Annotated in this window: 11 protein-coding genes; 6 read left to right on the top strand and 5 right to left on the bottom strand. The window is 64.2% G+C overall.

Annotated features, from left to right (window positions below):
* Positions 1-4: 4 nt before the first annotated feature.
* Complete coding sequence (locus FAZ97_RS27210; protein WP_158761702.1) at positions 5-913, bottom strand: LysR family transcriptional regulator; 909 nt, start codon at positions 911-913, stop codon at positions 5-7.
* 123 nt (positions 914-1,036) lie between these two features.
* Here FAZ97_RS27210 and FAZ97_RS27205 point away from each other — a divergent pair, with 123 nt between their 5' ends.
* Genes FAZ97_RS27205 through FAZ97_RS27195 form a run of 3 tightly spaced genes read left to right on the top strand, consistent with a single transcriptional unit; the run spans position 1,037 to position 4,887 of the window.
* Positions 1,037-2,455, top strand: coding sequence for a M20 family metallopeptidase (locus FAZ97_RS27205; protein ID WP_158761701.1), 1,419 nt, complete (start codon positions 1,037-1,039; stop codon positions 2,453-2,455).
* Between the two features lie 10 nt (positions 2,456-2,465).
* A complete protein-coding gene (locus FAZ97_RS27200; protein WP_158761699.1) occupies positions 2,466-3,776 on the top strand; it encodes an MFS transporter in 1,311 nt (436 codons plus the stop codon).
* Between the two features lie 40 nt (positions 3,777-3,816).
* Positions 3,817-4,887, top strand: a complete 1,071-nt coding sequence (locus FAZ97_RS27195) for a serine hydrolase domain-containing protein (RefSeq protein ID WP_158761697.1) — start codon at positions 3,817-3,819, stop codon at positions 4,885-4,887.
* A gap of 16 nt (positions 4,888-4,903) precedes the next feature.
* On the opposite strand, the gene FAZ97_RS27190 is transcribed toward FAZ97_RS27195, so the two are convergent.
* From FAZ97_RS27190 to FAZ97_RS27180, 3 genes are all read right to left on the bottom strand, one after another.
* The gene (locus FAZ97_RS27190; RefSeq protein WP_158761696.1) at positions 4,904-7,927 is read right to left on the bottom strand and encodes an FAD-binding and (Fe-S)-binding domain-containing protein; all 3,024 of its coding nucleotides are present in this window, start codon (positions 7,925-7,927) and stop codon (positions 4,904-4,906) included.
* Between the two features lie 6 nt (positions 7,928-7,933).
* Positions 7,934-9,220, bottom strand: a complete 1,287-nt coding sequence (locus tag FAZ97_RS27185; RefSeq protein ID WP_158761694.1) for an MFS transporter — start codon at positions 9,218-9,220, stop codon at positions 7,934-7,936.
* 140 nt (positions 9,221-9,360) lie between these two features.
* Positions 9,361-10,578 carry a pyridoxal-phosphate-dependent aminotransferase family protein gene (locus FAZ97_RS27180; RefSeq protein ID WP_158761692.1) on the bottom strand — a complete coding sequence of 406 codons (1,218 nt, stop codon included), beginning with the start codon at positions 10,576-10,578 and terminating at the stop codon, positions 9,361-9,363.
* A 162-nt stretch (positions 10,579-10,740) separates the two neighbouring features.
* Between FAZ97_RS27180 and FAZ97_RS27175 the strand changes: the two genes are divergently transcribed.
* Positions 10,741-11,448, top strand: a complete 708-nt coding sequence (locus FAZ97_RS27175) for a GntR family transcriptional regulator (RefSeq protein WP_158761691.1) — start codon at positions 10,741-10,743, stop codon at positions 11,446-11,448.
* Positions 11,449-11,507: 59 nt separating this feature from the next.
* Here FAZ97_RS27175 and FAZ97_RS27170 read toward each other — a convergent pair whose 3' ends face one another.
* Complete coding sequence (locus FAZ97_RS27170; protein ID WP_233271915.1) at positions 11,508-12,461, bottom strand: LysR family transcriptional regulator; 954 nt, start codon at positions 12,459-12,461, stop codon at positions 11,508-11,510.
* A 165-nt stretch (positions 12,462-12,626) separates the two neighbouring features.
* On the opposite strand from FAZ97_RS27170, the gene FAZ97_RS27165 reads away from it, so the two are divergent.
* Together FAZ97_RS27165 and FAZ97_RS27160 are read left to right on the top strand one after the other, a co-directional pair.
* Complete coding sequence (locus tag FAZ97_RS27165; RefSeq protein ID WP_233271914.1) at positions 12,627-13,817, top strand: M20 aminoacylase family protein; 1,191 nt, start codon at positions 12,627-12,629, stop codon at positions 13,815-13,817.
* Positions 13,814-15,118 (top strand): MFS transporter, encoded by a 1,305-nt coding sequence (locus tag FAZ97_RS27160; protein WP_158761688.1) that lies wholly within the window; start codon positions 13,814-13,816, stop codon positions 15,116-15,118. The genes FAZ97_RS27165 and FAZ97_RS27160 overlap by 4 nt, the downstream gene beginning before the upstream one ends.
* Positions 15,119-15,330 lie beyond the last annotated feature (212 nt).

Here is a 15,330-nt window from a genome sequence, read left to right as displayed (position 1 = left end):
GCAATCAGCCGCACGCGAAATCCTCGTCGTCGATCGCGCGCGTGAGCAGGTCGACAAAAGCCTGCATGGTCTGCGGCAGCGTGCGGCCCGCCATCGTCTGGATCTGCAGCGTGCGCTGATGCAGCTCCGGGTTCGTCAGCGTCACAGCGGCAAGCCCCTCCACCTCCAGGCGGCCGCGCACGGTCAGAAAGCCGGTGAACGTCACGGCATCGGTCAGGCGTACGAATCGTTGCAGTGCGACATGGTAGTTGCTGACGAACACCGGCTCGAAGATCAACCCGTCGAGGCTGCATGCAATGTCGACGAGCTGCCGGATCGTCACGCCCTGGTTGTTCATGGCGACCGGCCACGGGATCAAATCACGCAATGAAAGCGACTCGCGCGACGCCAGCGGATGATCGCGCCGCATGAGCGCAAAGATCGGTGCGCGCTGCGAATAGTGCACGGCAATTTCTTTCTCCGGGGCGAGGCTGAAGCACAGCGCGATATCGGCCGTGCCCTCTCTCACACGCTGCGTTGCAACAGAAGGCGCCGACACGTCCAGCTGAAAATGCGTTTGCGGCCAGGTTTTGAGAAAGTGCGCGAAAACCTGCGGCAGAAAATCTGGCGCGAGACCTTCGGAACTCGCAACGCGTATGGTCGCGCGGCCGCCCTCGCTTAAGCCCCGAATCTCGCCGACCACGCGATCCGTTTCGAGCAGGCTGCGCCGCGCGTGCTCGGCGAGCATGCGCCCCGCCTCGCTCAGCACCATGCCGCGCGGGCGCCGCTCGAACAGCGGCGTACCGAGTTCCTCTTCGAGCCGGGCGATCTGGCGGCTGAGCGCCGAAATGGCCACGTAAAGCCTTTCGGACGCCTTGCTCAGCGAGCCGCTGCGGGCGACTTCCAGAAAATAGCGCAGTGCGGTGTTGTCCATGTCGATGAGCGTGGTCTCGTTCGCTTTGCCGATTCGGCAAAGATAGATCACAAATATTGTAATTGTGCAGAAATATCGGCGGCGGCAGCATCGGTCGACTGCCTTAAAACAGGGAGACATGCGTTGACCCGTGACACCGCCATTCAAACCGCAGCCGGTCAATACGATTGCGGCCACTTCCTGAACGATCTGCGCCGCCGCGTGGCGTATCGCACCGAGAGCCAGGAACCCGACAGCGGCGAGCGCCTGCGCGGCTATCTGGACGAGGAGCTCACGCCGCTCCTGGTCGATTGGGGTTTCACCTGCCGCGTCGTCGAGAATCCCGCCCAAGGCGCGGGCCCGTTCCTGATTGCCCATCGTCACGAAGACGATGCGCTGCCCACCGTGCTCAGCTACGGCCATGGCGACGTGGTGCGCGGCTACGACGCGCAATGGCGCACGGGTCTCACACCGTGGGATGTGACCGTGGACGGCGAGCGCTGGTACGGCCGCGGCACCGCCGACAACAAAGGGCAGCACAGTATCAATCTCGCGGCGCTCAAGGCCGTGCTCGATGCGCGCGGCGGCAAGCTCGGCTTCAACCTCAAGCTGCTCTTCGAAACCGGCGAGGAAGTCGGCTCACCGGGCTTGCATGAACTCTGCACGCGGTTGCGCGACGAACTCGCCGCCGACGTGCTGATCGCCTCCGACGGCCCGCGCCTGAGCGCGCACCGCCCGACGATCTTTCTCGGCTCGCGCGGTCTCGTCAATTTCAAGCTCGAACTGACGCTACGCGAAGGCGGCCATCATTCGGGCAACTGGGGCGGCCTCTTGCGCAATCCGGGCGTCGTGCTCGCGAACGCGATTGCCTCGATGGCCGATGCGAACGGCAAGATTCTCGTGGAAGGCCTGCGCCCGCCGCCCATTCCGGAATCGGTGCGCCGCGCGCTTGCGGATATTCGCGTGGGCGGCAATGCGGGCGAGCCCGAAGTCGATCGCGACTACGGCGAGCCCGGCCTCACGCCCACCGAGCGCGTATTCGGCTGGAACAATCTCGAAGTGCTCGCGTTTCGCACCGGCAACCCCGAAAAGCCGGTGAACGCAATTCCGCCGCACGCCATCGCTTACATGCAGATTCGCTTCGTCGTCGGCACGGACTGGCAGAACCTAGAAGCCATCGTCCGCGCGCACCTCGACGCGCACGGCTTCGGCATGATCGAACTCGACGTGGAGCGCGGCGCGCCGGCCACGCGTGTCGATCCCGATAACGCCTGGGTGCAATGGGCGCTGCGTTCGCTGCGCGAGACCACGGGAGCCGAACCCGTGCTGCTGCCGAACCTGGGCGGCACGCTCCCTAACGACGTATTCGCCGAGGTGCTCGGCATGCCCACGCTGTGGGTGCCGCATTCGTATCCAGGCTGCTCGCAGCACGCGCCGAACGAACACCTGCTCGGCCCGGTCGTGCGCGACGGACTGCGCATCATGGCTGGCCTCTTCTGGGACCTCGGCGCAAGAGAAGCCGGCGCGTCCAACCCCGCACCGCATCCGCCAACGCTTGCATGAGGACGTCGCAATGAGCATCGATTCCCTTCCCGCGCATCACGGCAGCGAACCCTGGTCCGAGCCCGCGCAAAGCACTTCCGGCAAGAACGTCTCGCGGCTCATCATCGCGACTTCGATCGGCAATGCGCTCGAGTTCTACGACCTGCTCGCGTACGGCTACTTCGCCACGACGCTCTCCAAGCTCTTCTTCCCCGTTCACAACGCGACGATCTCGTTGCTGCTGACACTCGGCACATTCGCGCTCTCGTATCTCGCGCGGCCGTTCGGCGCGCTCGTGCTCGGCTCGTATAGCGACCGCAAGGGCCGCAAGGCATCGCTCACGCTCTCCATTGCGATGATGACGATCGGCACCGGCATGGTCGCGCTCATGCCCACTTATGCGACGATCGGCATCCTCGCGCCCATCGGCATTTTTGCGTCGCGTCTTGTGCAAGGCTTTTCGGCAGGCGGCGAGTTTGGCAGTTCCACCGCCTTCCTGGTCGAGCACGCGCCGCAGCGCAGCGGCTTCATGTCGAGCTGGCAGTTTTCGAGCCAGGGTGCGAGCACGCTGCTCGTCTCCTTGTTCGGCGCTGTGCTCACGGGCGCGCTCACGCAACCGCAGCTCGAGAGCTGGGGCTGGCGCATTCCATTCCTGTTCGGTGTGCTAATTGGGCCGGTGGGTCTCTATATCCGCAGACGCATGGACGAAACGCCCGAATTCGAGCGCGTCGAAAAAGCCGAGTCGCCCGTGCGTGAATTGTTCGCCACGCAAAAGGCGCAAGTGATTGCATCGATTGGCGTGCTGATTTTGACCACATCAGCGCAATACGTGCTTCTCTACATGCCGACCTATGCCGCGCGGCAACTCGGTCTTGCGCCCTCGTCGGGCTTTATCGCCACGCTCGTGGCCGGTCTGATCGCCATCGTGCTCACGCCGATTGTGGGCCACTGGTCCGACAAGATCGGCCGCACGCGCATCATGTTCGTGGCGGGCGTGCTGTTCCTGCTCACGGTCTATCCGGCGTTCATGCTCGTGAACGCGCATCCTTCGCTGCCCACGCTGCTGGCCGCCGTGATCTGGATCGCGGTGTTGAAGGTCACGTATTTCGCCTCGATTCCGGCGCTCATGGCGAGTTTCTTCCCCACGCGCACGCGCACCACGGGCATGGCGCTCGCCTACAACGTCGGCACGACCGCGTTCGGCGGCTTCACGCCGCTGGCCGTCGCCTCGCTCATTGCGGCGACGGGTAATAATCTCGCGCCGGGAATCTGGCTGATGTTCGCAGCCGTGCTGAGCCTAGCTACGCTGACGTGGGCACGCGTAAAACTGGGCGCCCGTTGAACCGGCGCCGTACAGGAACACAAAAGGGAAACACGCACGTATGCAACACGAATTGCCGAAGGAAGTTCAGGACGCCATTCAGTTTTCCGTCGATCACGAATCGGCATGGGACCGCAACGCCGATGGCAACTTCGGCGTGCACGTGAACGATCCGCCGCCGTGGAACCGCTTGCTCGGCCCTATCCACGATCGCGGCCCTGTGTCCGGCGCCATTGCCGTGGACGGGCGCCTGCTCGCGCAATGGGGCGAGCCCGACCGGCCCGATCTGACTTTCAGCATCGCCAAGACGTATCTGGCGCTGCTCGCGGGCGTGGCGCATGACCGGGGGCTTCTGCCCGATCCCGACGAGCCCATACGCGCGCGCGTGCCGGGCATCGGCTTCGACGATGAGCACAATGCACCGGTCACCTGGACGCACCTGCTGCAACAGACGAGCGAATGGCAAGGCAAGTGCTTCGGCCTTTCCGATCAAGCCGATCACTATCGCGCCGTCACGTTCGGCGAGCCGCCCAACGGCAAAAAGGGCGATTTGCGCCCGTTGCAGGCGCCAGGCACGTATTGGGAATACAACGACGTGCGCATCAATCAGCTCTCGCTCGCGCTGCTGCATCTGTTCGGTCGTTCGTTACCCGAAGTATTTCGCGAGACGATCATGCGGCCCGTTGGCGCAAGCGAGAACTGGCAATGGGTTGGCTACGATGACGCATGGCTCGACGTGGGTGGAAAACGCGTGCAATCGGTGCCCGGCGGCTCGCATTGGGGCGGCGGCATGTCAGTGAGCGCCAACGATCAGTTGAAGGTCGCGCAGATGCTGCTCGACGATGGCATGGCTTCGGGCCGCCGCGTGCTCTCGAGCGAATGGATCGCGCGCATGCGCGCGCCCTGCCCGCTCGCGCCGTTCTACGGCTTTCTGGTCTGGCTCAATTCAGAGCGTCGCATGTTCCCGAGCGTGCCCGCATCGAGCTATTTTGGCGTGGGCGCAGGCAGTTCGTTCATGTGGATCGAGCCCGAACGCAAGATCGCGCTGATCGTGCGCTGGCTCGATTCACAATTCGCGGATGCGTTCTTCGGCAAGATGCTGCACGCCGTGGATGCCGTATGCGCCCGATAGCGCGTTAAAGAGCGCATCAGCGCATCGCCATTTCGAGCACCCTCGCCACGTGCAGCGCCGTGGCGTTTGCGCCGTCGTGGATCTGGTGGCGGCAACTCGTGCCATCCGCCACGACGAGATCGGCGCGATCCGCCTGACGCACGGCGGGCAACAGCGAAAGCTCGGCCATCGCCATCGAGGCTTCGTAGTGCTCCGCTTCGTAGCCGAAGCTCCCCGCCATCCCGCAGCACGACGATTCGATCGGCTTCACGTCCAGCCCCGGAATCCAGCCCAGCACCGTGAGCACGGGCCGGAAGGCGTCGAACGCTTTCTGATGACAGTGGCCGTGCACCCACGCACGCGGCGCGTCGAGCGGGTGCAAGGCCAGGTCGAATCGTCCTGCGCCTTTCTCGCGCACGAGGAATTCTTCGAACAGGCATGCCGCCGCCGAGAGTTCGCGGGCCTCGTCGCCGAAGCCATATTGCAGGAACTCGTCGCGCATCGAGAGCAGGCACGAGGGTTCGAGGCCGACGATCGAAACGCCGCGCGCGACGAACGGCATGAGCGTATCGAGTAGCCGACGCGCCTCGCGCTTCGCTTCTTCCACCAGGCCCGCCGCGAGGAACGTGCGGCCGCAGCACAGCGGACGTTCGTCGCCGCGCACGTTGAAGTGCACGAAATAGCCGGCCGCTTCGAGCACGCGTTTCGCGGCGCGCGCGTTTTCAGGCTCGAAGTTGTCGTTGAAGGTATCGACGAACAGCACGACCTCTTTGGTGGCCGCTGCTGCATTCGGCTGTGTGGCCGCAACCTCCGCAAGGAACGACTGCCGGAATTGCGGCAACGAGCGTTGCGGCGCAAGTCCGAGCGCGCGCTTCACCCACGCGTTGACCAAAGGGATGCGCTCGCCAGCCGCCGCAAAGCTGCCCGCTTTCGCAGCACTGCGCGCATAACGCGGCAAGAACGCGATCATCTTCTCGCGCAGCTTCAAACCGTGCTTCGCATTCCACGCCGCGCGCGCCTCGATCTTCAGCTTGGCCATGTCCACGCCGGTCGGGCAGTCGCGCTTGCAACCCTTGCACGACACGCACAGGTCGAGTGTGTCCTTGACCTCGTCGCTCGCGAGTCCGTCCTCGCCCAACTGCCCCGAAATCGCAAGCCGCAACGTGTTCGCGCGGCCGCGTGTCACGTGCTTCTCGTCTTTCGTCACGCGATAGCTCGGGCACATCGTGCCAGCGTCGAACTTGCGGCAGTGGCCGTTGTTGTTGCACATCTCCACGGCCTTCGCGAGGCCACCGGTCAGGTCGTCGCCGCTGCCGGGCGGCGTTTCGGCACCCGTTAGCGGATCGCGCTCCACGTCCCACGCCGACCAGTCGAGCATCGGCCGCATCTGGCGCTCGCGATATCCCGGCGCGAAGCGAAACAGCTTCGTGTCGTCCATTTTCGGCGGGCGCACGATCTTGTCGGGATTGAAGCGGTTTTCCGGGTCGAACAGCTGCTTGATCTCCATGAACGCCTGGTTGATCTTCGGTCCGTACTGCCAGGCAATCCATTCGCCACGACACAAACCGTCGCCGTGTTCGCCCGAAAACGCGCCCTTGTATTCGCGTACGAGTTCCGCGGCCTGTTCCCCTATCGCGCGCATTTTCGCCGCACCGTCGCGGCGCATATCGAGTATCGGGCGCACGTGCAGCGTGCCGACGCTCGCGTGCGCGTACCACGTGCCTTCGGTGCCGTGCCGATGGAAGATTTCGGTCAGGCGGCTCGTGTACTCCGCGAGATGTTCGAGCGGCACGGCACAGTCTTCGATGAACGAGACGGGCTTGCCGTCGCCCTTCATGCTCATCATGATGTTCAGCCCTGCCTTGCGCACTTCCCACAGCGCCTTTTGCTCGTTCGCGTCGGTCATCTTCACGACCGAGTCCGGCAGGCCGAGGTCGCCCATCAGTTCGACCAGACCACCGAGGCGGCGCACCTGCTCATCGCGCTGATCGCCGGCGAATTCGACCAGCAGGATCGCATCGGGCCTGCCCACCAGCGCCTTTTCGATCACCGGCTTGAAGCCGGGGTTGCCAAGCGCGAGTTCGATCATCGTGCGATCGACCAGCTCCACCGCAGTCGGCTTGAGCTCGACGATGTGCTGCGCCGAGTCCATTGCCTGCCGGAAGGTCGGAAAGCTCACCACGCCCAGCGTTTTATGCACAGGCAGCGGCGCGAGCTTCAGCGTGATCTGCCGGCTGAATGCGAGCGTGCCTTCGGAGCCCACGAGCAGATGCGCGAGATTCGCCACGCCGTCGTCGGTATAAGCGAGCGGGTTCTGGCAGTCGAACAGGTCGATGTTGTAGCCGGCCACGCGGCGCAACACCTTCGGCATGCGTTCGGCGATCTCGCCGCGCTCGCGCGTGGCGATGCGTTGCACCCCTTCGAGCAGCGCCGCAAGGCGCGCGCCTTCTTGCGGCATGTTCAGCGAGTGGAAGCGGGCCTCGCTGCCGTCCGCGAGAATCGCGTCGATGCCGAGCACGTTGTGCACCATGTTGCCGTATTCGATCGAGCGCGAGCCGCACGAATTGTTGCCCGCCATACCGCCGATCGTGCACTGCGCGGCCGTCGAAACGTCCACGGGAAACCACAGCCCGTGCGGCTTGAGCCACGCGTTCAGATGATCGAGCACGACGCCGGGCTCGACCGTCACCGTACGCGCATCGGCATCGAAATCGACAATGTTGTTGAGCCACTTCGACGTGTCGATGATGAGCGCTTCGCCGACCGTCTGGCCGCATTGGCTCGTCCCCGCGCCACGCGCCAGCACGGGAGCGTGCTCGACGCGCGCCACTTCCAGCGCCGCACGCAAATCGTCCTGATCACGCGGCACCACCACGCCGATGGGCATGATCTGGTAGATCGAAGCGTCGGTTGCGTAACGGCCGCGGCTCGCGGCGTCGAAAAACACATCGCCGCGCACGGCTTCCCGCAGGCGGCGCGCGAGCGGCGAGCCATGGCCCGCGCTCGAGGGAACCAGATGAATCGGCTTGACCAGCATGCCTGAGGTGCGTGCGCCTTCCATTGCCGTTCACACTCCCTGATGAGAACCCGCTGGTTCTTCGGTCTGCTTACCAAGCTCGAAGCGGCTTTCGGGCTGCATGCGAAACGCGAGAATCACACCGCACCCCATCAGCACCATGCTGCCCACAAACGGCAGATCCCAGTTGCCGAAGCGGTCGATCAGAAAACCGCCCACCACGGGCGAGATGATCGCGGCCAACGCCGAGCCCGTGTTCATCATGCCGCTCGCCGTGCCCGAGAATTCCGGAGCGATGTCCATGGGAATCGCCCACATCGGGCCGATCGTCATTTCGGCGAAGAAGAAGCCCGCCGCGAGGCAGGTCATCGAAATGACGGGATCGTGCACGAACATCAGCGGCACCAAAACGATCAACGTGATGAGCATGCACACCGAGACCATCCAGCTGCGCGCGCGCTTGAGGTTGCCCGTGCGCTTGAGGAGCCAGTCGGTCACGAGGCCGCCGAGCGTGTCGCCCACCACACCGGCGAGAAACACCACCGAGGCGAAGATCGCCGACTTGCCCAATTGCAGGTGATAGTTGTGCAGGAAGTATTGTGGAATCCAGCTAAGGAAAAGCCACAGCGTCCAGCCGTAGCAGAAGTAGACGATCGTCACCGGAATCATGCGCTTGAATAGCGCCATCCATGGCAGGCCGGTCGCGCGCGGCTTGGGCGGCGGCAGAATGGCGAGTTCGGCCTCGGTAATGCGTGGGTGATCCTTCGGGTGCTCGGTGAACGTGAACGCCCACACCACCACCCACAGCAGGCTAAGCGCGCCGCATACATAGAACGATTCGCGCCAGCCATAGCGCGCCATCACCAGCACTACGACTGCGGGCGCCACGGCATTGCCGATGCGCGACGCGGAGTGCGTGATGCCCTGCGCGAAGCCGCGCCGCTCCTTTGCGACCCAGCGCGACATGGCCGAAGTCGAGGCGGGAAACGTTGCGCCCTCACCGAAACCGAGCAGGAGGCGCGCGGCGAGCAGCGTAGCGAGGCCACCTGCCATGCCCGTGAGCACCGTGGCCACGCCCCACACAGCGCCGCAGAAAAGCAGCGTGCGGCGCGCGCCGAAGCGGTCGCTCACCCAGCCGCCAATGATCTGAAACAGCAGATACGGATACGCAAACGCCGAAAAAACCAGCCCGACCTCGGTGTGCGAAAGCTGGAACTCCTTGCCGAAGCCCGCCGCCGCCGTGCTCACGTTCACACGATCGAGGTAGGTGATGAAGTACATGATGCAGAGCATGATCAGCACGATGCTGCTCGCGCTCGTCAATCGATACCGTTTCATCGTCTGTCTCCGTTGCTGGTTCTATCGGCCGCTTCGCCCTTCTTGCAGGGGCGTCCGGCATGGGAACAACCTGGGAAAGCAGCCTGTCATGCCGCGCCCCGTGCGCCGCATGTGCGTCTTATGTGAGAAATGCGCCTGCTTCAGGCTGCTTTCAGCGAAACCACATTGGGCTGCGCCGCGAGGTATTCCATCGCTGCCGGCAAACCGCTGTCCTTCAACGGCACGTTCGCAATGCGCAGGCCCATCTCGCAGCCCGCCAGCGCAGCCAGCAGCGTGAGATCGTTGCAGTCGCCCAGGTGCCCGATGCGGAACATGCGTCCCTTGACCTTGCCCAGGCCCGTACCCAGCGAAAGGTCGAAGCGCTCGTAGATGATCTTGCGCACCGCATCCGCATCGACGCCTTCGGGCATCATCACGCCCGTAAGCACGGGGCTGTAGACCGCGGGGTCGACGCACTGAATCTCGAGGCCCCACGCGCGCACCGCGCGCCGGCACGCTTCGCCCAGGCGCTGATGCCGCGCGAACACGTTGTCGAGCCCTTCGTCCTGCAGCATGTCGAGCGCTTCGGAAAGGCCGTAGAGCAGGTTCGTATTGGGCGTGTACGGCCAGTAGCCGCTCTTGTTCATCTCGATGATCTCGGTCCAGCCCCAGAAGCTGCGCGGCAGCTTTGCGTGCTCGCTGGCCGCCAGCGCCTTCGCCGAAACCGCATTGAAGCTGATGCCAGGCGGCAGCATGAGACCTTTCTGCGAGCCGGAGACGGTCACGTCCACGCCCCACTCGTCGTGCCGGTAGTCCGCACTTGCGAGGCCCGAAATCGTGTCCACGAGCAGCAGCGCCGGATGCCCGGCGGCGTCGATCGCCCGGCGCACCGCGGCGATATCGGAGGTCACGCCGGTCGACGTTTCGTTGTGGACCACGCAAACGGCCTTGATGGCGTGCTGCGCATCGTCGCGCAGGCGCTTTTCGATCATGTCCGGCTGCACGCCGCGCCGCCAGCCTTCAATGCCCGGCAGGCCGAGAAATTCCGGCTTCAGGCCGAGGCGCTCGGCCATCTGCTTCCATAACGTCGCGAAATGGCCCGTTTCATACATCAGCACCGTGTCGCCGGGGCTCAGGGTGTTGGTGAGCGCGGCTTCCCACGCGCCGGTGCCCGAGGCCGGGTAGATGACCACCGGCTGCTGGGTCTTGAAGATCTTCTTGATGCCGTCCAGCACCTTGAGCCCGAGCACGCCGAACTCTGGGCCGCGATGGTCGATGGTCGGATAGCTCATCGCGCGCAGGATGCGATCGGGCACCGGGCTCGGCCCGGGAATCTGCAGGAAGTGACGACCAGCGGGATGGAAATCGAGCTTCAACATGCAATCGCTCCTGTTTTTGAATTTTGCATGCAAAAAACTATAATCCAGTCAGCCCTCGCGTAGACGGACAATTCCGACGTGGTTTACCCCAATCTCAGCTTGCTTCTTTGGGTCCTGCCCTTGGGCTAGAATTCGCTGAAAATCGATGAAAATGCCTTTTGCATGCAAAATCCGAACCTGAACCCGTCCACAATCAGCCCGGAACTGCCGCCCATTGCGCGCCAGCAACTTCACGACACCGTCGTCGATCATCTGCGGCGGTTCATCGTGGAAGGCGTGCTCGAAGCCGGCCGCAAGCTCAATGAACGCGAGCTGTGCGAAACCTTGGGCATATCGCGCACGCCGTTGCGCGAAGCGCTGAAGGTGCTCGCGTCCGAAGGGTTGATCGAGATTTCGCCGAATCGCGGCGCATCCGTTTCGAAGATGTCGGAAGCGGAACTGCGCGAGACCTTCGAACTCATGAGCGGGCTCGAAGCGTTTTCAGGCGAACTGGCTTGCGAGCGGATCACCGCGGCCGAGATCGCCGAGATCAAGGCGCTGCACTACGCCATGCTCGCCTGCCGCGCGCAGAACGATCTGGCCGGTTACTACAGCCGTAATCAGGCGATTCACGACAAGATCAACGAAGCGGCGCGCAATTCGGCGCTGCGGCAAACCTATATCGCCGTGAACCGCCGCTTGCAGGCGCTGCGGTTTCGCTCGAACTTCGAGACCCCGAAGTGGGATCGCGCGATTCATGAGCATGGAGAAATGCTCGAAGCGCTCGACGCGCGCGACGGCAAGCGGCTCGCGGCAATCCTGCGGCAGCATTTGCTCGCCAAACGCGATGCGGTGTTGAGGATTGGAGATGCACCCTCGGGGCAGGAATAAGAGATCGGAAACCGGGCCGCTACCGACCCGATCCGTTGCGTTCGCAACGACACGCGCGGTTACTTCGCCGCCGACTCCAGAAAGCTCTGCGCGAGCTGCTTCCTCAAGTGATCTGCTGCGGGCGAAAGCCTGCGGCCCACACGCGTGACCATCTGGCTCGAAAAGCCCGCCGCGATCGGGTGATCGATCGGCACGGCCACCAGTTCACCCAGATCGATGCCGCGCCGCGCCGTGATCGACGACATGAACGCCACGCCCAGCCCGGCGGCCGCGAGCGTCTGCGCGGTGTTGAAAAGATCCACGCGATAAGCGGGTATCACATTCAGGCGCGCGTCGTCGAATAGCGACTGCACGAAATGCTGCACACCGAACGACTCGGTCATGAAGATCAGACGCTCGCCGGCGAGTTCGGCGGGCGCCACCTTCAGCATCTTCGCAAAGCGGTGCGAGGGCGCGACGAGCGCGCAAAGCGGCCGCGACGCGAAGGGATGAATGCGCAGGGCGGGGTCGTCGGAGGTGCGCGTGCACAGACCAATATCGACCACGTCGTCGCGCACGAGCGACAGCACGACCGGCGTCGGTCCCGAGCGGATCTCGACAAGAATGTCAGGGTACGTCATCGAAAATCGCTGCAGCGCCCGCGCGATCAGATTGCCGATGAAGCCCTCGCCCACGCCCAGTGCCACGCGTCCGCGCCTCAGGTGCCGGTACTCCTCCAGGCGCGCGGCGAGGTCACGCTGGCGGCGCTGGCCGTCGCGATAGTGGTCCACGAGCACCTGACCGATCTCGGTCACGGCCACGTTGCGCCCGCGCCGCTCGATCAGCGAAAAGCGCAGCCGCCGCTCGAGCGCCGCCACCTGGCGGCTGATGACCGAAGCGTTGACGCCCAGCGCCTCGGCGGCCATGCGCACCCCGCCTGCCGCCGCAATTTCGGCCAGATAGCGCAACGGCCGCTCGCCAATGTCGTCGATTGCGCCTCGCGCCGCGTCATCCCGATCTGTCTTTCCTCGCACTACGTTGCTCCTTTTGCGCGCGTTGCCTTGCTGCGCCGCGACGATCAACCGTTGACTTCAAGTCAACATTTTCGGTGCTTTTCCGTCATGGGTCGAGTTTTTCGTCGATGCAATACTCGGCTTTTGGCTTTTGCCCAAATCTATTCCAATAAAAGGAGTCCCCCCGTGAGCGAGCACCACTACTGCGAAGTCGCCGACCTGGCCGAAGCCCGATCGGAACTCGACGAAATCCGTCATCACCTCCACAAGCACCCTGAACTCTCGTACGAGGAAGCCGATACGTCGCGCTTCGTCGCGGACAAGCTCGCGGCCTGGGGCTACGACGTCACGCGTCACGTGGGCGGCCACGGCGTGGTGGCGTCGCTCAAGTTGGGCACGAGCGCGCGTACGGTAGGCGTGCGCGCCGACATGGACGCCCTGCCGATCCAGGAGCTGACCGGCCTCGACTACGCGAGCGTGCACGACGGCAAGATGCACGCATGCGGCCACGACGGCCACACCGCGGTCCTGCTCGGCGCGGCGCGCCAACTCGCCAAAACGCGCAACTTCGACGGCACCGTCCACCTGATCTTCCAGCCCGCCGAGGAAGCCGGCTCGGACAGCGGCGCCGAGCGCATGATCGCCGACGGCCTGTTCGATCGCTTCCCCTGCGAAGCGATCTTCGGCCTGCACAATCATCCAGGCGTGCCCACCGGCACGTTCGGCTTTCGCGCCGGCCCGCTCATGGCCGCGTGCGACACCGTCAAGCTGCGCGTTCACGGCAAGGGCGGCCACGCGGCGCGCCCGCATCTGGCCGTGGACCCGGTGCTCGTGGGCAGCAGCATCGTCATGGCCCTGCAGTCGGTGGTGTCGCGCAACGTCGACCCGACCGAAGCCGCGGTCGTGACCGTTGGCGCGTTCCGCTCGGGCCATGCGCCGAACGTGATTCCCGAAGACGCCGTGCTCGAAATGAGCGTGCGCTCGTTCTCGCCCGAAGTGCGCGCGACACTCGAAGCGCGCATCCGTGCGCTAGTGGAAGCGCAGGCGCAAAGCTACGGCGCGACAGTGGACATCGAATTCATCCGCGGCTATCCGGTGCTCATCAACAGCGAAGCGGAAACCGAATTCGCGCGCCAGGTGGCCGAGGAACTGGTCGGGCCGGAGCACGTCATCGCGCCGTTCCCGCCGATCGCGGGCAGCGAGGACTTCGCGTACTACCTGCAGCAGCGCCCCGGTTGTTTCGTACGCCTTGGCAACGGCGAAGGCCGGCCGATGCTGCACAACGCGCGCTACGACTTCAACGACGAGAACCTGACCATTGGCGCGGCGTTCTGGACGCGTCTTGTCGAGCGCTTCCTCAGCAAGGACCGTGCATGAACGCCGCCACTGAACCGCTTCTGAAAACAGCGGACGAAGTCGCGCTTTCGCCTGGCTACCAGCGCAAGATCGTTCTCGCGGCGGTGATCGGCAACCTGCTCGAATTCTTCGACTTCACGGTCTACAGCTATTTCGCGCTGACAATCGGCCATCAGTTTTTTCCGGCCGACAGCCAGGTCACGTCATTGCTGCTTGCGTTCGCGGTGTTCGCCGTGGGCTTCGTCATGCGCCCGCTCGGCGGCATCGTGCTCGGCCGCTACGCCGACCGCGCGGGCCGCAAGCCGGCGCTCACGCTCACCATCCTGCTGATGGCGGTGGGTTCCGCGTCCATCGGTCTTGCGCCCACCTATGCGCAGATCGGGATCGCCGCGCCGCTGCTCATCGTTCTTGCACGTCTTTTGCAGGGCTTCGCGCAAGGCGGCGAGTTCGGCGCGGCAACGGCCACGCTGCTCGAAATGGGCGGACAAGCGAGCCGCGGTTTTCGCGCGAGTTGGCAGCTTGCGAGCCAGGGGGCGGCGGCGCTGCTCGGCTCGGGTCTCGCGGCGAGCCTCGGCTTTCTGCTCTCCGCTGAGACGATGCATAGCTGGGGCTGGCGCATTCCGTTCCTGCTCGGCACGCTCATTGCGCCGGTCGGCATCTATCTGCGCCGGCATATTCGCGAGGAGCCGCCCGCACAGCGCGTGGTCGCCGACCGTGACGACCCGAAGCGCGGCCTGTACGTGCGCAACTGGTTCCTCACGATCTTCGCGATCATGGGCATGTCGGTGTCGACGTACGTGATGATGTACTACATGCCGACCTACTGCATTCAGTACCTGGGACTGCCACCGAAGATGTCGATCCTCGCGGGCGTGGCTTCCAGCACGATCTCGCTCGTGATGTGCCCGATTTACGGCGCATGGTCGGACCGCATGGGCCGCCGCAAGCCGCTCACGGTGATCGGCCGCGTCGCGCTGATCCTGCTGCTCTACCCGGCGTTCTGGCTCATGACGCACTTTCCTTCGCTGCCGGTCGTGCTCGGCGCGCTCATCGTGCTCATGCTCTGCTACACGATGGGCTCCGCTCCCGCTTACGCGTTGATGCCGGAAAACTTTCCGAAGCATCTGCGCGCAGGCTATATGTCGAGCGCGTATGCCATTGCGGTGTCGGTGTTCGGCGGCACGGCGCAGCTCGTGGCCGGCTGGCTCATTCATGTCACGGGCAACAAGATGGCGCCCGCGTGGTACATGATCGGCTGCGTGCTGATTTCGCTCATCGCGGTTTCCTTGTTCGAAGAAACCGGCAACAAGGCGATCGACTGAGCGGTCGAATCCAAAGAGCGTAGTCTTGACAAAGGGCGGCCGAACGCAGTTTGCGTCGGCCGCCCTTTTGCTTTGTCCCCGATCATTCTGAACAATTTAGTTTAACTACGTAACCCGATTCTTACTGGCCTCCCTGCGCGCCGTTCGGTCGAGGACTCATTGCGCCGTTGTCGTTGTTATACGGCATGTTCTGGCGAGTTCCCATTGCGGGC

It is taken from the genome of Paraburkholderia acidiphila (assembly GCF_009789655.1).
Classification (GTDB): Bacteria; Pseudomonadota; Gammaproteobacteria; order Burkholderiales; family Burkholderiaceae; genus Paraburkholderia; species Paraburkholderia acidiphila.
Note: the sequence above shows the minus strand (reverse complement) of the source record. Positions and strands in the feature narration are given on the sequence as shown.